The 17,936-nt window shown below is 39.5% G+C and carries 13 protein-coding genes, 1 tRNA gene and 1 riboswitch; of the genes, 6 read left to right on the top strand and 8 right to left on the bottom strand.

Translation table 11 applies throughout. The annotated features are described in order from the left end of the window. Positions 1 to 129: 129 nt before the first annotated feature. The 4 genes from B0I21_RS18985 to B0I21_RS18970 all read left to right on the top strand — a co-directional run bounded on the left by B0I21_RS18985 (position 130) and on the right by B0I21_RS18970 (position 4,143). On the top strand, positions 130 to 762 hold the full coding sequence (locus B0I21_RS18985) for a hypothetical protein (RefSeq protein WP_133642072.1): 633 nt from the start codon (positions 130 to 132) through the stop codon (positions 760 to 762). Between the two features lie 189 nt (positions 763 to 951). Further along, positions 952 to 1,767, top strand: a complete 816-nt coding sequence (locus B0I21_RS18980; protein WP_133642071.1) for a DUF2971 domain-containing protein — start codon at positions 952 to 954, stop codon at positions 1,765 to 1,767. Between the two features lie 440 nt (positions 1,768 to 2,207). After that, entirely contained in the window at positions 2,208 to 2,669 is a 462-nt protein-coding gene (locus B0I21_RS18975; RefSeq protein WP_133642070.1) for a JAB domain-containing protein, read from the top strand. 733 nt (positions 2,670 to 3,402) lie between these two features. Next, positions 3,403 to 4,143, top strand: coding sequence for a hypothetical protein (locus B0I21_RS18970; protein WP_133642069.1), 741 nt, complete (start codon positions 3,403 to 3,405; stop codon positions 4,141 to 4,143). 79 nt (positions 4,144 to 4,222) lie between these two features. On the opposite strand, the gene B0I21_RS18965 is transcribed toward B0I21_RS18970, so the two are convergent. From B0I21_RS18965 to htpG, 7 genes are all read right to left on the bottom strand, one after another. Then, complete coding sequence (locus tag B0I21_RS18965) at positions 4,223 to 6,151, bottom strand: NACHT domain-containing protein (protein ID WP_133642068.1); 1,929 nt, start codon at positions 6,149 to 6,151, stop codon at positions 4,223 to 4,225. 433 nt (positions 6,152 to 6,584) lie between these two features. Beyond that, on the bottom strand, positions 6,585 to 7,364 hold the full coding sequence (locus B0I21_RS18960; RefSeq protein ID WP_133642067.1) for a HEPN domain-containing protein: 780 nt from the start codon (positions 7,362 to 7,364) through the stop codon (positions 6,585 to 6,587). 14 nt (positions 7,365 to 7,378) lie between these two features. Further along, positions 7,379 to 8,539, bottom strand: a complete 1,161-nt coding sequence (locus B0I21_RS18955) for a DUF262 domain-containing protein (RefSeq protein WP_133642066.1) — start codon at positions 8,537 to 8,539, stop codon at positions 7,379 to 7,381. A gap of 443 nt (positions 8,540 to 8,982) precedes the next feature. Continuing rightward, positions 8,983 to 9,056, bottom strand: a tRNA-His gene (locus B0I21_RS18950). Positions 9,057 to 9,370: 314 nt separating this feature from the next. Next, positions 9,371 to 11,047 (bottom strand): glycoside hydrolase family 32 protein, encoded by a 1,677-nt coding sequence (locus B0I21_RS18945; protein ID WP_133642065.1) that lies wholly within the window; start codon positions 11,045 to 11,047, stop codon positions 9,371 to 9,373. A gap of 23 nt (positions 11,048 to 11,070) precedes the next feature. Further along, positions 11,071 to 12,408, bottom strand: a complete 1,338-nt coding sequence (locus B0I21_RS18940) for a sugar porter family MFS transporter (RefSeq protein ID WP_243836265.1) — start codon at positions 12,406 to 12,408, stop codon at positions 11,071 to 11,073. 298 nt (positions 12,409 to 12,706) lie between these two features. Next, positions 12,707 to 14,593 (bottom strand): molecular chaperone HtpG, encoded by a 1,887-nt coding sequence (gene htpG / locus B0I21_RS18935; RefSeq protein WP_133642064.1) that lies wholly within the window; start codon positions 14,591 to 14,593, stop codon positions 12,707 to 12,709. Between the two features lie 167 nt (positions 14,594 to 14,760). Continuing rightward, positions 14,761 to 14,854, top strand: a riboswitch (SAM-I-IV-variant riboswitch). Positions 14,855 to 14,917: 63 nt separating this feature from the next. Here htpG and B0I21_RS18930 point away from each other — a divergent pair. Then, on the top strand, positions 14,918 to 15,196 hold the full coding sequence (locus B0I21_RS18930; RefSeq protein WP_243836264.1) for a 5-oxoprolinase: 279 nt from the start codon (positions 14,918 to 14,920) through the stop codon (positions 15,194 to 15,196). Positions 15,197 to 15,451: 255 nt separating this feature from the next. Here B0I21_RS18930 and B0I21_RS18925 read toward each other — a convergent pair whose 3' ends face one another. Then, on the bottom strand, positions 15,452 to 16,570 hold the full coding sequence (locus tag B0I21_RS18925) for a DUF2891 domain-containing protein (RefSeq protein WP_133642062.1): 1,119 nt from the start codon (positions 16,568 to 16,570) through the stop codon (positions 15,452 to 15,454). A 183-nt stretch (positions 16,571 to 16,753) separates the two neighbouring features. On the opposite strand from B0I21_RS18925, the gene B0I21_RS18920 reads away from it, so the two are divergent. Continuing rightward, complete coding sequence (locus B0I21_RS18920) at positions 16,754 to 17,914, top strand: MFS transporter (protein ID WP_133642061.1); 1,161 nt, start codon at positions 16,754 to 16,756, stop codon at positions 17,912 to 17,914. Positions 17,915 to 17,936: the final 22 nt, after the last annotated feature.

The raw sequence follows: 17,936 nt of genomic DNA, 5'->3' as shown, positions 1-17,936 counted from the left end.
GCAACTTTACATTAGGTTTGGGGATAGACTCAAGCTCAATAGAGGCTTTTAGGGTTAGATTAATTATCCACTGACACAGTTGGAGTTACACTCCCATTTCTAAAAGAAGACGGAAGGTTAAATTACTTCATGGTTGACAACTATCTTCAAAAGGAAGAACTAAAATCGCATTTCACGAATCCAGAGCTATTAAGAAACGCTTTAAGATCGGAGAACTTGACCAAGCAATTCACTTTAAACACGAAAGACTATCTATTTGCTTTAAACAGTTTCTATCCTCGGGTAAAAGGCGTAATGAACTATATAGATAACGTGCGCAGTATAGCAGAGCGCCTCGATGACATTTTCAGCCCAACGCCGGAAGGTTTCTTTATTGACTTCAAAGAAGAGGCTCTTGATCAGCTAAAGAAAAAGTATCCCGATGTAATTGATGCGTATCACAAGCTTGGAAAAGAACAGCTTTGTAAGATCGCCTACTCAAAAAAGCATATTGCTGACGCGATAGTGAAATATGACAAGGAGCATACTGGAGCCGGTAATTACGACTTTTTGGATGAGATGAACTCTACATTTAGCACCAATGAGTTCTATTCGACTGAAATGATTAGAACTACGTTCAAAAGCTTGGTCGAGAAGTACAATTTGCCTTATTGCAATAAGAAGAAATACATGTCGGATTTCAATCGATTTTTCAGGCTTAGCGGTAGAACATCGCGTAGCAATGTGAAAGGATATGTAATTTTGGAAAAAGTCTTCAATTAAGCGAATATTACATTGTAGATCGTTAGTCCATGATATTATATAGGTGTAAGCCTGTTAATATTGTGGATTACGATTTCACCTATTATTACGTAAGCAACTTATACATTGATAACTTATCAAATAAGCCATAAAGAAGGCGTAAATATCGCAGAAAAGGACGAACTTTAAACTCAATTCACCGCTAACATAATGAGTAAAGAATTCATAGTCAATACAAGACAAACCACTTTAGACCAATTAGAACTTCCACCTACAGTCTATAAATATAGAACGTGGGAAGATACATATCATAAGCGGTTTATAACTGAAAAAGAAGTATTTCTAGCTTCACCTAACACTTTTGAAGATCAATTAGACTGTCATAATCCAACTAGGTTCGATTTGCTTAAAGATAATCAGATATACGAATACTATTTCCTTGATTCGAAAAGGATTAACTCAAAATTCACTCGCCAACAACATCGCGAATTTGCTAGATCACATACAAAAAGAGCACCCTTCAAAAATAAATTTAGACTTGCGGAATGGCAGAATCATTTCGATGAACAATATTTTAAACGCACCGGAATACTTAGCTTAACTGAAAATTGGAACAATGACAAAATGTGGGAGAAATACGCAGACAATGGTAATGGCATATGTATAGGTTACAAAACAAGCGAACTATTTAAATACCTTGGAGGTGGAGGTCCGGTGCATTATATGGATAAGCTACCAATTATTTATCCGCTACCCTTCACCAGCGACGAAGCAGCACTTTTTCAAAGAGTCTACTGCAAGACTTCCCAATGGTCTTTTGAAGAAGAGTATAGAACAAAAATGTATTGGAATTTCGAAGCCAGCACCGAAGACAGGCGGATAATACTTCCAACGAACTGCTTTCAAACTATTATATTAGGAGACAATTTATCCGCAGAGGCTATTCATGAAATCAAGGATGCAGTATCAGCATCAATTGGAGAAATTGAGGTAATATCACGAAAAGATTATATCACTAAGGTTTAGTATTTAGAATGCGAAAGCGAATCAATGCACCTTAAAATTCCGCAGATTTATCGAAATCAGAGTACGCTAACAAACGACCCTCAGACGCCCCCTTTTATACATTACTTATCATCGAGCTTCATACAGAAGCCCTTTTAGATTGTCAAAAAACTCAGCTGATAAATTAAAGTAGCTGATTTACCGACACATACTTTTAAATGGCAAATGGCTTGAAAATGCTTTGATAACCCCATCCTCAAAAATGCTCTGGAATTCATTCTATTATTTTCAGATGACATTTCCGATTTTCTAGATCTCAAAAATTCAAATATATATATTTTTTAAACCATGGATTTCTGATAGCCCTAGGCTTATATATATGAGCGAGTTAATAGTATCTATCAAATAGTCCCCTCCAATCTACCTGACAGAATTCATTTTATTAACAAACCTTAAAGCTCATGAAAACACAAAGTAAAATCTCCAACGTATCGGAGATAAAAGTACAATTTTTGCCCACTTTTAAGCCTTCAGAACGACCAACTATCAAAGAATCTACACATGCCTATTCTGTATTAAAAACGCAATGGGATGAAGGTTTAATGCAGTTCTTGGAAGAGTTCAAAGTAATCCTTCTAAACAATGCTAATCATGTGCTTGGCATAGTTGACATCGCAATGGGTGGCAAAGACACTGTTACGGTTGATCTACGTGTCATATTTTCAATTGCCCTCACTGCATCCGCATCAAAAATAATAATGGCACACAATCATCCGTCTGGAACATTATCACCGAGCGGACATGATCTTGCGCTAACAAAAAAAGCGATTGAAGCTGGAAAGCTGTTGGATATCGAGGTCTGTGACCATATTATCCTCACCGCTGAATCATACTACAGCATGAGAGACAACGGAGACATGTAACCATTTAAAATATAGGCTTGATGAAATCAAACGAAAAATCTGTACCGACTATCGTATCAGTAATTATGTGGATCATATCATTGATAGCTTTCCTAATTGTGATGGAAGTCGTCATACAGATAATAAGCTCCATACTGGCTTTGGTATTTATCATTATGCTTGTCGTGATTACAGTTGGCATTATTGCAGTGGTAATTAATAGTACTGTGAAATAGCAATTATCACAAATGAAATTTTCAAACATCTTCGCTCTGAAACTATTGACGGTTTCCGCTAGATGTTTGAAATTTCACATTATTGATGGTTAAATACCGAAGAATTAAATATCTTTGCGTCTAGACATATTAAGACATTAAGCGTTAGCTGAAAGTTCTTGCGTAAAGAGAACCTGAGAAATTCAAAAATTACACAGCAAGGACAGCAATGGTAACGTTCTACGCGTATATGCGTGGAGCGTAACCTATCTGTTGTTTGTGTAAGGCCATCTCAGGTGCCTCTTTCGGCAGCAGCTCTAGGTTATAGCTCCACGCTTATATTATAAACCACCGAATTTGGCGCTAGTCGGTCTAAACAGCTGCTATGACATAATTTTCATTTCTTTACGGATTCCCGTAATTTAAACGTTCCTGACAATCCTATTTTCACAAACAATAAGCGATTATCAATAGATAGCTCGCCGCTTATCATTAACCAAATCAATTTCCTTGAGCAAGAAATCCAATACATACAAAAAATGAAAAAAACAATTTTATCATTAGCCGTATTTGCTTCAATGCTAATCAGCTGTTCAGACAATGATGTCGATCCGACTGAAAAATTAGAGGAGTGTCGAGTAAGCAATATAAATTTAAACGGTGAGATTATTAGCTACACATACGATGCTGAGGGAAAAATTAGCGCCTATGACGTAAAGACTGAGAACTATTCTGAGCAAGGTACGATGATCTACAACAACGGCGCTATTGTGGTGAAAGGGTCGTATTTAGAAGTTGGATCCAGCGGGGGACAATATGAGCGAATATATAACCTGAATAGCTCAAATCAAATTACATCGTCGAACCGCGGTAGAAGATTTGAATATAATGCTGACGGTTTTCTAACTAAAGTTTACCTTCGGAATACAAGTGACAACTATTATAGTCTTACTTACAATAACGGTAATTTAGTTAAAGAGCAGGCATATGAAAATGGCAAAGCGACGGATTACATAAGCAGATTCGAATACAGCAATGATCCCTACTTTCTTTTTAATCTGTCGGCGATAGGCAGACGAATGACTGTCGTATTTTTGGAATATGATGAAATGGCACTTCAAGAACAAGGATATTTTGGCAAAATTAGTAAAAACAAGGTTAAATCTATCGATGGATCCCCGGTTACATATTCTACGGATAGCCAAGGGAAAATATCATCGTTGGAATACAAATACCATTCTGACAAAAATATCGTGTCATTCAATCGCAGCTGTAAATGATTCAATTAAGATAAAAAGCTTCAGATGAATGAAGCTTTTTATCTTAAATTTAGCAATGACACCCAAACAGCAGGGGTCTCTATATCAAGTCAACCAAATCTCTTTCGTTCTCCTCAACCTTCTTAATAAACTTACTACAGGAGTCGATCTCTAGCTTTAAATAGGTCATTAAATTAGCATAAATATCATTCAAAATTTTTGTATCGAAAAGTTGGTAAACTTCTTCAAACTTCAAATCATCAAAAGTTATTTGGGTCAAATTTATCGAAGGATCAATTAAATCACTCTTAACAGCAATATCCACATCATCCGAATCCATTTTAATAGTTAAATTGTCACTAAAATTTGGTAGGATAAAATCGCTGATTGCACTATTCGTGCGAATCTCTTTGTATAAATATCGATCTAATTCGCGTGTGTAATTGATATGAACATATATAGTTTCATAAATTGATGCCCTTCTTAATAAACGCAACGAATATCTAGTTGTTGTTTCCTCTCTACTACCTCTGCTATACAATATCCGCTCCAGTTTAAAACCTTCTATAAAAAAGTTAAGCAAAATCTCCCCTCCAGTTTGAAAACTGGGCTTAGTCATTTCAATATTTAAGTCTCTCAAGAGAGGTAAATAGAAGTTTTTACTATAATTATACTCATCTTTTTCTTTTAAGAGGTCTAATAAGTTTTCGACTTCCTTGGAATGACCATCTCCCTTGATCGCAAATGTCTGTCTAATTTTTTTATAGACTCTTTTGTTTTCATCATCCTTTAATTCCGCTATAAATAACGCACAAAAGTATTCTTGAAGCGATCTGTGGGAAAAAGACAGTTGTCCATCGTCGTCAGTCCACAGGGATATGGCTAACTTCAGATCTTTCATAAATAAACCAGTGTCAAATTTCACATCTTTTTTATTCTTTATGAGACTTATTTTTTTGACTGCGTAATCGACATCGAAAGCAAATTGATCTTCAAAATATGATAAAAAGCTGAAGGACTTTAAAATTTCTTCAAATCCTTCTTGGTCTAAGCCACACCTTTTCTCTCTTGTAAATCCTAACTTTGTCTTACTGTCATGTTCGGAAAAAAGAGCATTAACTACTCTGCGGTAAAAGATATATTTCTTATCTGGTATCGAAGCGTGACTTTGAAAAGTCAACAAATAAAGGGAAAGCAAAAGTGGGTTTTTTAGAAAGCTTTCGATATGACGTGTGTCTCCTTGAGATATTGACTTATAAGCTTTTTCAGCCAATTCCTTTTCCTGTGAAAGCTGTTTAAACACAAAACCCATTATTTCTCCATCTTTTATAGTTAAATCCTTCATACGTAAGTTAGTAAACAAAGGCAAGTTCTCAATATTTGAAAAAGGTCTAGTAGTGATGACAAATTTATTGCATACATACTTGCTTACGAAGCTATTTATCTCTTTAATTATTTTCTGCTTAATCCGTTCTTCAAGCTCATCAAACCCATCAAAAAAGAATACAAATTTACCCTGATCTAAAAGCCTTTCAAGAATGCTATTATTAGTACTAAGCTTATTTATATTACAAGTTGATTTTATATGGTCTTCTAGAGAGATGGTTCCTTCATTTAAATACCTTAATTCAATTAAAATAGGGATGAATTTCTTTTCGTAAATGCTATTCAGAAATAAGTGCTTTACGAGTGTACTTTTTCCACTTCCAGCGTCACCGATTATTGTAATACAGTTATATTTGTTAAATAAATCAACTCCGCTCTCTGTGTTGACAATCTTTAAACCGTCTAAAAGTTTAGAAGGAAAATATATATCATAAAGGTATACGGGTGTATTTCCGCGCAAAAGTGTTTTAACATGGGAGTACTTATCTTTGTGCTTGGTTAAATAAACCTTTAAATCTTTACCTATATATTGCATTATTTCATCATAGCCTATATCGGTAATGTCTTTTAAAAACGTTTTGGCTTCATCAATAAGCACCTTGGTAAAACCGACAACAAGTGTTTCAAGAACTTTTTCTTCCATATTAATAATTGCGTTTGGTAATAAGGCATTCCGTTTTGGAATTACCGCTATTAAGATACGCCAAACTAAATAAAAAAGGAAATAGTATTTCAAAAACTATTCCCTTTATCTTGTTACTTAGTTTGTCATACTTAAAGCTTTGGTAACTCCTCACTTCATAATAGCTTTCTCTGTATTTTGACCAAGCGAAAATGCTTGTTCAAAATCCAACCGCTCTTAGAATTTGGCTCGCCTGCAGATCGGTCAGGCTACGATGTTGTCATTATTTTAGATAAGTCAAGGCTCGACCCAACGCTGATCCAAAATATCGCCAACAGTCTCCGTATACTTCGTACATATTGCTGAATCATGCTTCCGCATTTCTTTTCAGCGACCTTCGCTCAACTCGCAGTCGGCGAGCAGATTCAAGGGATAAAAATTGATGCTTTTTAAATTACATTCCTGCCTCGAGTGCTATTATAGGATTCCCACAATGGCATAAACAAATAATAAATGCATAAGTTAAAACCTCGATTTTAATTTTAGAATCAGCTATTTCTACATCATTCTTTGGGTTATTTAGCACTTGACCATGAACAATTTTATGCCTATCATTCAGAAACTCATTGATAAATTCTTCAAATAAACTTTTTTTATCCTTTACCTGATCTTCGTGTACTGTATTATAGAAATAACCTTTGTCAACGGCATAGGGAAAACATTTTACATTCGAAAAAGCGTAACGCTTTAACCTTTCTAGCACTTTCCTTGAGGCTTTACGATCATTCTTAAAAACTTCTTCGAGTTTAGATCTTGATAGTCCTTTAAAAAAATTCGGTTCGCCAAATTTTTTTAATATTTCCTCCAAGATTTTAGGTGTTGGATTCTTATTATTGGTTCTTAGGAAAGGCTCTAACACTAAAGCGGTTTTGTATCCATTAAAAGCTTCCCATAGCTTTTTCTTAATGGATTCCACATTACTTCCATGCTCATCAACGTGTGTAAAATACTTAGCGTGTGTTCTAAAAATGGGGTCTTTTACATTGAAAAAATCCGTAAAATGATTTAGGTCATCTACGATATCCTTCACTATATCTTTATATATTCCTTCAAAGTGACTAACAAGTAAGACATGTGCCGACCGGCATAAAGTAATATATACTTCAGGAGACGTCTGATAACTACGAGCTAGATCTAATAATGTGTCGATCTCGTTAAAACGGATCTCAATCATTTCCAGACGATTGCTTACAAAAGTACTCCCCTGCATCCTAATACTTTTTTCGTCGCCTCTATTCGATATTTTAACTTATTCGTATCTAAATAACTGCCTGAAACAGAATTATAGAACTCTTTATCAAAAAATAAATCTAACAAAGCTCTTTTTTTATCTCTTATGTCTACGCCTTCTTGTAGAGCGTCATGTATTCCTATGGCAAATGCGTCAAAAACAGCAATATTAAATTTGGATTGCAGAAGTAGTTTTGACTTAGCTCCATGGAATTCATCTTCGTTATCTTCTTCAGTTTTATACTTAGAGAATATTTCACCACCATAATTAAGGACGATATACTCCATTGTGTTTTCAAAATCTACTTTTAAAGCATTTAAAGCCTGAACATCTAGATTATTAAACTCAGACATTGTATCGTCGAGAAAATTACTAAATCCTCTATCTTTAGACTTTTTAAATTGAGCATATCTATTGTTTGTTAGTGCAAAAAAACGCAATGTGATTTCCACATCTTCCATTTTTTTTACCTTATTATTATCTTTCGGTGTCTCATTATTGATCTGAAGCAGTTTTCTAAAGTTAATATTCTTAGACAAATCCTTAAGTAAATTATTAAATCGCCCCCCATAAACTGCATTTCGCAACTCTTGAGCCTCAAGTTTCACTGAACCAGAGTTGAGCCGTTCGAAAATGTCAAGTTTTACTTGAGCATCGAGAGTGGAATCAATTCTCAAACATTTGATACTGCGTTCTTCTAAACGCCTAGTTAAAAAGGGCGGAAGATCTTTGTAAAAGCATCCATTTAGCTCGCTAAGAGTTTCTAGTCCTTCCAATGGGTATAGATTTTTTAAAAAATTCTTGATTGCCGTCAACCTTTGCTGTCCATCTATGACAGAATATCGAAATTCATCATCCTCAGTTTCACTATCCACGTCTATATCCTGAGAAATATATACTGTGGGGATGGGAATATTTAAAATCAAACTTTCTATCAGCTTTGAAGATGTTTTGTTATCCCAACGATGTCTTCGTTGGTATTCGGGATCGAGCTTTATAATATTTCTATCAAGTTTTTTTATTAGCGTCTCAATATCATACTCTATACTTTGGGTCTTTACGGTTCTTTCCTTTGCCTTGTCCTGTAATATTGATAGATTATATTTTAGTGTTTCCATACTTTACCTTTTGCTATATGTAAATATCAACATTATGTTTCAATATAAGAGATATGATTATTCTAAATTATATGCCATTTAAAATAATTGTTGGACAAATTTTACCGTAGAATCAAAAATCCATCTGGTCAACATACCTAATCAAGCCATAATAATTACAAGGTTTAAACATGAAAATATCTTGTCCGATTTATAAAAAATCTACACTTAATCTCTTAAATTCGTATTTACATCTATAAACAGAAGGGAGGCAAAACACAAAACGTGAGACAAGAAATGAGACAAAACAACTCCAAAAGCGGTTAAATTTACCGTTTTCAACTAAAAACAGTATTAGTATTAAATTATATTTTACACACAACTCACAACAATTTTAAACTGTAATAAACTGATAGTAAGGGCCATAAAACAAAAATAGAGGCCTTCTGGACCTCTATTTTCTGGGTAAGTAATGGGGCTCGAACCCACGACCCCTAGAACCACAATCTAGTGCTCTAACCAACTGAGCTATACCTACCGTGATTTTGATGACACAAAAGTAGAACAAATACCCATATCCTCCAAATATTTTAAACAAAATAATGGCGCGTCGCAGCAAGAAGTTCATTCTGAACTAGATAATTTTTTAAAGGGTTTGGCTTGTGCGGCCAAGTTGCGCGCTAGAGCTTATCAAGGAGAGAAACAAGCTATTGGAAAACTAAGTATGGGCCTGTTTCCGGACATTTAGACAAAAAAATCCACGAATACATCGGAGCATTGCGGTTACTCTGCTCCAATGTATAGGACACGATAACAAGTGTAGCTTTTTGCGCTGCGTCCGATCTACATGTTTTACCAAATGCTTTTCAATTCGTACAGCTCGCCAGTCAGCAAAGTGGCCGATCCTCCCGATGTACTAAGGCTGTATTGCGTGTTCTTCGGATCCAGATTATAGTTAATGGGCATAAAAACCTCCCCTTGGCTTGCGAAGATCTCCACGCCAATACGGTCAACGAAAATCCGGAGCTCCTGTTCGCCGTTGATCAGCGGGGCATGTGTACGCACATTGTCTACAACGAGTTCCTGCTCGGCCACTTGGTATATAACATGCAGACCACGTACATTGATATGTATGCTATGCGCGTCTTTCGGCTTTATACGCAGTCTGATCTCCGCCAATTCGCCGTGAAAGGAGTCCAGTACATTCGCGGAGGAGGCGTTGATTGTACTGCTCGTCAACTTTTGGGTATTTGTGCGCAAGGCCGATAACTCACTGACGGGTTGGCGAATAATGCGTATGCCGCGCGCTGTTTTTCGCAACGCTATCGTCATCGGTATACTCATGGACTGGTTAAATGCGCTGCCATCTTGATTGGTATGCGTGCGCCACCAGCCAATCTCAACGCGACGCCCTTGAGGCTCGTTGCTAAAGGTTTGCGCCGCATAATAATCACGCCCTTGCTGGCTAAACATACGCTCTTCTTCGGGGGTAAAGGTCTTCCCGTCAAAGGTGCCAATCGCATACTGGCTATTGGCACCAGTAAGCACCCATTTTCGTTTGCCTGCGGCGCCTTCTACCGGCAATTCGAAAAATTCCGGACATTCAAACAGGTAACGGTCGTTCCCCTGCCCACCCAATACTTTGCTGGCAAAAGTCCAGGATTTCATATCGGTAGACGTGAAAAAATGCATCGCGTGCTGCTCCCCTTCTTCCGTTACGTACACCACCAAAACCCAATGTTTAGAGGGTTCATGCCAAATCACTTTCGGATCCCGATTGCCATCGGTGATCTTAGCTATGATCGGCGCTTCTAATTTTTGAAAGGTTCGACCATCCGGGCTGTGGGCCAATCCCTGTGTCCAACTCTTTTCCGCAGCCGTATAAAAAAGCAACAAAGGCGGCTTTTGCGCTGATCCAAAGCCAGATGAATTCTTCGTATCGACAACTGCTCCCCCGCTAAACATCGTTCCGAACTCGTCCGGATAAAGTGCTTCCCCCAGTTCCTTCCAATGCACCAAATCTTTAGAGACGGCATGTCCCCAATGCATATTGCCCCAATTTACGCCGTATGGATTGTGCTGAAAAAACAAATGATATTCTCCGTTGTCATACACCAAACCATTTGGATCGTTCATCCAGCCTCGTTTCGGCGAAAAATGAATTTGACCTCGACGTGGCTCCTCGTATTCTCCTTGCTTGTTGTCGCTATCCGTTTGTACGACGGGCTTGAAGGCCTGGCTCTGCTCCGGTAAGCCATCCACCTGGATCGTAAGCGAAGCGCCCTTCCAATCGCTGATATCCAAATAAGCAAACCAATCTGCTTTATCGGCAGCCAGCTCTGCAGTGAACCAGCGTACTTTTTTATTGTTGACCAACAGGTCAACTTGCTTTTGGGCAGCACCGTTTTTTATCGGAATTTGAAGAAACTGCTTTTCGCCACGAAAGGTCGTGGAGAAATGGGTTTGTCCTTGCATCGTGCCTACTATCGCAATCAGGAAAAAGGTAATCAAAAAAAATGGTCTATTCATGGGGTTGAGGTTTACAAATACAACTAGGATTGGGCTACGCTTTTACCAACCTCTTCCAACGATCTTCCTTTTGTTTCTGGCATCATCTTCCACACGAAAAGCAATTGCAAAACCATAAAACCAGCAAAAATTAAAAAAGTATAACCACCCCCCAGCATCTCGGTTAGTGCGGGAAAGCAAAACGTTATAATTGCAGCCATCACCCAATGTGTTAAACTGCCCAAGGTCTGTCCTTTCGCCCGTACATCATTTGGAAAGATTTCGGAAATAAACACCCAGATAACCGCGCCCTGCGAGAAAGCGAAAAAGGCGATATACACCATCAGGTAAAGCGTGACGGCCACGCCTTCGGTGTTGCCTGCAAAAAATGAATAGGACACCAAAGCGAGCGATCCGATCAACCCAAACGAACCGATTAGCATCAACTTGCGCCGGCCTACTTTATCAATAAAATTAATTGCAATTAAGGTGAAGGCAAAATTGACCAAGCCGATCCCTACCGAAGAAAGCAAGGAGCTTTGTGCGCCCAATCCTGCCATTTCAAACACGCGCGGTGCGTAATAGATAATCGCGTTGATACCGGAAACCTGATTAAAAACGGCAAAAAGGATAGCCAGCATCACGGGCACCCGATTTGATTTGGAAAATAATCGTCCATCTCGTTGAGTTTGGTTCTGTGCGGCCAGGATTTCTTCGATATCCTCTGCATACCGATCGCCACTGATTTTCTGCATGACGCGGATAGCTTCTTCTTTTTTATTGCCGTGCAAAAGCAACCAACGTGGACTCTCGGGCACCAAAAATATCAGAACAAAGAATAGGAAGGCTGGAAACGCTTGAACGCCTAACATCCAGCGCCAAGACTCTTCGCCAAACTGTCCGATAAAGTAGTTGGATAAATAGGCGATCAAAATCCCGAATACTACATTGAATTGAAACAGGCCCACCAGCTTACCGCGGGAACCGGCGGGTGAAATCTCTGAGATATAAATAGGCGCCGTCACGGATGACACGCCTACGCCAATACCGCCTAGAAACCGAAAAATAATAAATATACTCCAGTCTTGCGCCAAAGCCGTTCCAATGGCCGAAAAGAAGTACAAACTGGCTACGAAGAACAAGGTATTCTTTCGTCCGAAGCGGTCAGAGGGATAAGCGCCTAAGGCCGCACCGAGCACCGTTCCGAATAGCGCAATAGCCATTGTGAGTCCGTGCTGAAATTCATTAAGCGACCAAAATACTTGAACGGCCTTCTCCGCACCGGAGATCACGGCCGTATCAAAACCGAATAAAAAACCGCCTAACGCCACGACAAATGACCAGGCCAAGATTGAATTTTTCTGCATTGTATGTTCCTTCATTGATTAGTTTATAACTTTTGGTGTAAGCTGTACTTCATTATTGACACCCAGCCAATCCGCTCTTGCTCCATGCACAAATAGGGCAAATTCCTAGCTATCGCTTAGTATATAAAGTCCATCTATAAAACTATAGATTTTTTAGGAGAAACTAACGGTTATTTTTTAGGAGATTGGTAGGTTATCGGCTTTTACAAACTTGCTAAAACGATGAAAGTGCCGAAAAAAGCTGCACGAAACAACTTTTTTAGACACTTTCAATCGGCAAAAAACTTTCGTTCTTGCTTTACGTTAAACGATCTTAGATCATCTCTACGCTACGTTTCACAAACGAAGTCAAATCCGCACCCGTTAACAAGCCTCTTGACAATAACGCCAAATCAAAAGCCTGTTTTGCTAACTTCGCGCCATCTTCGTCACCGCTTTCGATAATGCGTTTTACAAGCGGGTGGTTTCCATTTACCGTTACCTTATAATTATCAGGTAGCGTACCGTAGAAGCCCATTCCACCACCTGTCTTGGCCATATCCTTCATACGACGCATGAACTCGTCAATCGTAACCGATACTGGAAGATCATCTGCTGCTAACGCATCGATCTCGACCTTCATATCGCCTCGGGCAATCGCTTTTTCAAATATCTCAGAAGCCTTCTTGGACTCGTCGTCAGAAAGTAGCAACGTCTGCTGTTCGTCTTTCGGAATTAATTTATCAACCACGTCCGCATCAACACGTTTTGCCTGCACTTTCTCGCCACCTTTCTGCTCCAAATAGCCGGTAAAATGCGTATCCAATGGACCATCCAGCGCCAACACATCATATCCTTTCGCTTTGACGGATCCGATGAAACCGTCTTGTTGCGCTGGATCATTGGTGTATAGGTAGACGATATTGCCATCTTTGTCTACTTGGATGTCTTTCACTTTCTCGTAATACTCTTTGAGCGTATAGCTCTCTGCATCTGTATTTTTCAATAAGCAGAAGTCGTTCGCTTTCTCGGCAAACTTCTCATCACTTAGCATACCGTATTTAATGAAGAGCGCAATGTCGTTCCATTTTGCTTCGAAGTTTTTGCGGTCGGCTTTAAATAGCTCGTTCAGCTTATCTGCAACTTTCTTCGTGATGTAGTTGTTGATCTTTTTGACGTTGCTATCGGCCTGTAAGAATGAGCGGGAAACGTTCAACGGGATATCCGGTGAATCGATAACACCCTGCAATAACATTAAAAATTCCGGAACAATATCTTTCACCTCATCGGTGATGAATACTTGGCGAGAATACAACTGGATTTTGTTGCGCTGTATTTCCATTTCGTTTTTCACCTTCGGGAAGTAAAGAATACCAGTCAAGTTGAATGGGTAATCGACGTTCAGGTGAATCCAGAAAAGTGGCTCATCCATAGAGTATGGATACAATTCGCGATAGAAAGCCAAGTAATCTTCATCCGTTAACTCGGAAGGCGATTTCGTCCATGCTGGATTCGTGTTGTTAATAATATTATCAACTTCGATGGATGTATATTTCGGTTTACCTTCTTCATCTTCGCCATCAGGCTGCGATTCTGATTTCGTTCCGAAGCGAACAGGTACAGGCAGGAATCTTGCGTATTTATTTAAAATCTCACTTAAACGAGCTTGGTTTAAAAATTCAGCGGACTCGTCGTTGACATGCAGAATAATGTCTGTACCACGGTCAGTGCGTGTTCCTTCCGAAATTTCGTACGAAGTACTACCGTCACAAGTCCAGTGCGCGGGTTCTGCTCCTTCTTGGTAGGAAAGTGAGTCAATTTCCACACGATCGGCCACCATAAATGCCGAGTAGAAACCTAGTCCAAATCGGCCTATAATTTCGTTCGCATCATTGGCTTCCTTGAATTTCTCCATGAATTCCGTGGCTCCGGAAAAAGCAATCTGGTTGATATATTTTTTGATCTCATCTGCCGTCATACCAATACCACGGTCGGAAATGGTGATCGTTTTTGCTGCTTCATCGAATTTCACATCCACCGTAAGATCGCCCAAGTCACCTTGAAACTGCCCTAACGAAGAAAGACGTTTGATCTTTTGCGATGCATCAACGGCGTTGGAAACCAATTCCCGTAAAAAAATCTCGTTATCCGAGTAGAGGAACTTTTTGATCACCGGGAAAATATTCTCGGTGTGTATCGAAATACTACCTTTTTCTTGCATATGATTTTTTTGTTTTATCTATTTTACACGCAGACCTGAACAAGGAATATTCCAAAACCCAAATTTGCGACAGGATGACAGTTTGCTGACTCATGCATTGAAATAAACTGACGACTTTACATTTTTTTCAAAAAAATTTGGATACAACAAAAAAGACTACTAAGTTTGTAGAGTATTCAGAATTGCTTAGGCAATACCAACCGAGTGTGGTCACCACGGTGGTTAAATAATACGGGTAAAGAGCCAAAAATGTGTTTAACGTTTGTTTTTACACCCACAGATTTCTGAATACAATTTATGGTTAAACTTTTAATTTTAAATTGTATGTCAACAGCATTTCATCTATCAGCACATCTTCAGGAGCAGTTCAACAACTATTCAATTCCTGAATTGATCACGTTTAACAATGACATTGTAGAAAGCAAGGGTTGGGGAGCTTCCCGCTCTACCTTCCGCAATGCTATCCTTAAGGCCCTGGCAAAAAAAGGCATCGACCTCTCGCCTATTATCTCGAAAGAAGACGGCTTCAGCAGCATCCAGATCGTCAAAGTGCGTTTGGAAAATAATGCCCTCGTGCCGCTTGGGGTAATGCGTAGTGCATAGGACGTATTGGGTAGAAAGTATTGGGTAGTGCGTAGTGCGTAGTGAGATTTTTTTTGTAGATGTTAGTACTTAGTATGTAGTACATAGACTAGTGTATTGAGTACAAACTTTATTACTTTTCACCTCTTACTTTTCACTTCTTACTTTTTAATTTTTACTTTTTAATTTTTACTTTTTAATTTTTAATTTTCTACTTTTTAATTTTCTACTTATCAACTGCGAGCCATAGGTACGATGGCGCGGGAGCCATAGGTATTAGTGCTGATTTGACAGCGCTAGCAAAGCAAATGTCCCTAACCAATGGCTCCCCATGTAATCGTCGTCAGCAATATTTTTCAACGAAAACTCGATATGTTGATTGGCTAACGGGATTAAGGTAGCCTGCAATTCCGGTATGGCTTGGCCAATGCCATACAGGCAGTTTGCACGGCTGAAATTCAAGCCATCAAGGTGGACAAGCTGTCCATCGGTGCGGTCGCTAACAATAGCGGGCTTTAAAAGCTCCATATCTTGTTCGAAAAGGATAGGCATAAAATTCAATAGCCAATTTTTATAGTCGTCTTTTGCCATCACTTTGCTCATGAGGTACGCCTCTTCGAGGCAGGGCGATAGAAAATCAGATCCGCTGGGCTCGTAGGCCAAGTCGCAATTTTTATCGGTTTCGTAAAGGCGTATGCTGTTTGTTTTGATGGCGTTCAGCAAGTCGGCATCGCCTACCGCCTCTGCATACTCATACATCAATGTTAAGCTGAAGGCGGTGTTGTCATGTTTGCCACTGCGAATAGGATAAACAAGTTTTGTAAGATATGCCTGTGTACGCTCAGACAATAAATCCGCCAGTGGCTGCAATACATTCGCCCATGCTTTGGCATCGGGATCATTCCACGATTTAAGTTCCTGCTGCAATTTTAAAAACCAAGCCCAGCCGTAGGTACGTTCAAAGCTGAGGTTGTTTTTGTCATTGAAAAAAGCCATTTCTACCGCTAGGTTTTCTTTGTTGATATGTTTTTTCAAAGACGCCCGCACCGCGCCATTTTCATCCAGATCGGGGTAGGTTTTTAGCAAGCGCACGATCGACCAATAGCCATGTACGGACGAATGCCAATCAAAACAACCATAGAAAATTGGGCGCGATACCTTCGGCTCCTTTAAATCTGCAGCACTGCCAAGCACCTCCCCCATTTTATTCGGGTATTCTACGGTTAAACAATGGGTAGGCAGCGCAAATATCGTCGCTGCTTTCTCTTTACTGAGTGTTAGTCGTTCTGGAGTTTTTGTAGCGGATGCCTTATTTTTATCATGTGATTGGCATGCAATGCCTATCAATAGAATCAATAACACACCAAAATAAGGGAACAATCGTCTAAAACACATAAGATGCCTGATTAAATTCGTCAACAAATTGGCCTAAAGTTAAAAATTACAAACGTTTAAACGCGCGAAGTCACGTAAAAAGTTTATTTTCTGAGGAAGGTCTGGAAATTAACCTGTTCATAAAAAATTAATTATTCGCATTGACCAATAAAAGCTACCTTTGCCGTCTCACACAGATAATACATGAACAAAGCACTAATCGCCTTAGCCATTGGTGGATTAGCCATCGGTATGACAGAATTTACCATGATGGGTATCCTTCCAGACATTGCAAAAGATTTAAACATCGATATACCTACCGCCAGCAATCTAATCGCCTTATATGCGCTCGGCGTGGTTGTTGGGGCACCTACCCTCGTGGCCTTCACGGCAAAATATTCACCACAGCGCGTATTGCTGTTTTTAATGCTCCTCTTTTTTATCTTCAACGGCATTTTTGCTTTTGCGCCCAATAAGCTGTTGCTCCTAACGTCTCGCTTTATCGCAGGCCTGCCCCACGGCGCATTTTTTGGCGTGGGCTCGGTGGTAGCGGCTAGGCTAGCGAAACCGGGGAAGGAAGCACAGGCAATATCCATGATGTTTACTGGAATGACTATCGCCAATTTAGCAGGAGTGCCCCTAGGCACCTACGTTGGCCATCATTATTCCTGGCGAATAACTTATGCACTTATTAGTCTTTTGGGTTTGGTTACATTCCTGGCCATTTATTTCTGGATGCCGAAGATTGAAGCAGACCGGACAAATAAAATCATGAAGCAGATAGGCTATTTTGCACGGTGGGATGCCTGGTTGATGGTGGCTGTTATCGCGATCGGAACGGGTGGACTTTTCGCCTGGATCTCCTATATCGCGCCGCTCGTCACGTATGTTTCCGATCTTGATGCGGACCGTGTGCCAATCATCATGGTGCTTATTGGGCTGGGTATGTTTTTTGGGAATATCATCGGCGGAAAGCTTTCGGATACCATCTCTCCATCGAAAGCGGCGATATTGAGTTTTTCGGCCATGTCCGTTTGCTTGGTCGTTGTATTCTTCACGGCCCATATCACCATCCTGGCATACCCGATGGCTTTCATCACGGGCATGATTTCCTTCTCTATCGGCTCGCCTTTACAAATGATGCTGATCAACAATGCCAAGGGAGCGGAAACATTTGCCGCTGCCGCCGGACAAGCCAGTTTCAATATAGGCAATACACTCGGCGCTTATCTTGGTGCCATTCCCATCACGTTGGGCTATGCTTACAATTACCCGTCGTTGATAGGTGTCGTTATGGCTGCAACAGGCGCTATTTTAGCCTACACCTTCTTGGTAAAAGTGGTACGCCCTAAGATGAATCTTTAAGCTAAAAAAGAGAAATAGCTTC

It is taken from the genome of Sphingobacterium paludis, assembly GCF_004364125.1.
Classification (GTDB): domain Bacteria; phylum Bacteroidota; class Bacteroidia; order Sphingobacteriales; family Sphingobacteriaceae; genus Sphingobacterium; species Sphingobacterium paludis.
Note: the sequence above shows the minus strand (reverse complement) of the source record. Positions and strands in the feature narration are given on the sequence as shown.

Excerpts from the sequence above, each read along its gene's own strand:
- B0I21_RS18920 (WP_133642061.1), top strand. The coding sequence starts at position 16,754 with ATGAACAAAGCACTAATCGCCTTAGCCATTGGTGGATTAGCCATCGGT.
- B0I21_RS18930 (WP_243836264.1), top strand. The coding sequence starts at position 14,918 with ATGTCAACAGCATTTCATCTATCAGCACATCTTCAGGAGCAGTTCAAC.
- B0I21_RS18975 (WP_133642070.1), top strand. The coding sequence starts at position 2,208 with ATGAAAACACAAAGTAAAATCTCCAACGTATCGGAGATAAAAGTACAA.
- B0I21_RS18980 (WP_133642071.1), top strand. The coding sequence starts at position 952 with ATGAGTAAAGAATTCATAGTCAATACAAGACAAACCACTTTAGACCAA.
- htpG (WP_133642064.1), bottom strand. The coding sequence starts at position 14,593 with ATGCAAGAAAAAGGTAGTATTTCGATACACACCGAGAATATTTTCCCG.
- B0I21_RS18925 (WP_133642062.1), bottom strand. The coding sequence starts at position 16,570 with ATGTGTTTTAGACGATTGTTCCCTTATTTTGGTGTGTTATTGATTCTA.
- B0I21_RS18985 (WP_133642072.1), top strand. The coding sequence starts at position 130 with ATGGTTGACAACTATCTTCAAAAGGAAGAACTAAAATCGCATTTCACG.
- B0I21_RS18955 (WP_133642066.1), bottom strand. The coding sequence starts at position 8,539 with ATGGAAACACTAAAATATAATCTATCAATATTACAGGACAAGGCAAAG.
- B0I21_RS18970 (WP_133642069.1), top strand. The coding sequence starts at position 3,403 with ATGAAAAAAACAATTTTATCATTAGCCGTATTTGCTTCAATGCTAATC.
- B0I21_RS18940 (WP_243836265.1), bottom strand. The coding sequence starts at position 12,408 with ATGAAGGAACATACAATGCAGAAAAATTCAATCTTGGCCTGGTCATTT.
- B0I21_RS18945 (WP_133642065.1), bottom strand. The coding sequence starts at position 11,047 with ATGAATAGACCATTTTTTTTGATTACCTTTTTCCTGATTGCGATAGTA.
- B0I21_RS18965 (WP_133642068.1), bottom strand. The coding sequence starts at position 6,151 with ATGGAAGAAAAAGTTCTTGAAACACTTGTTGTCGGTTTTACCAAGGTG.
- B0I21_RS18960 (WP_133642067.1), bottom strand. The coding sequence starts at position 7,364 with ATGATTGAGATCCGTTTTAACGAGATCGACACATTATTAGATCTAGCT.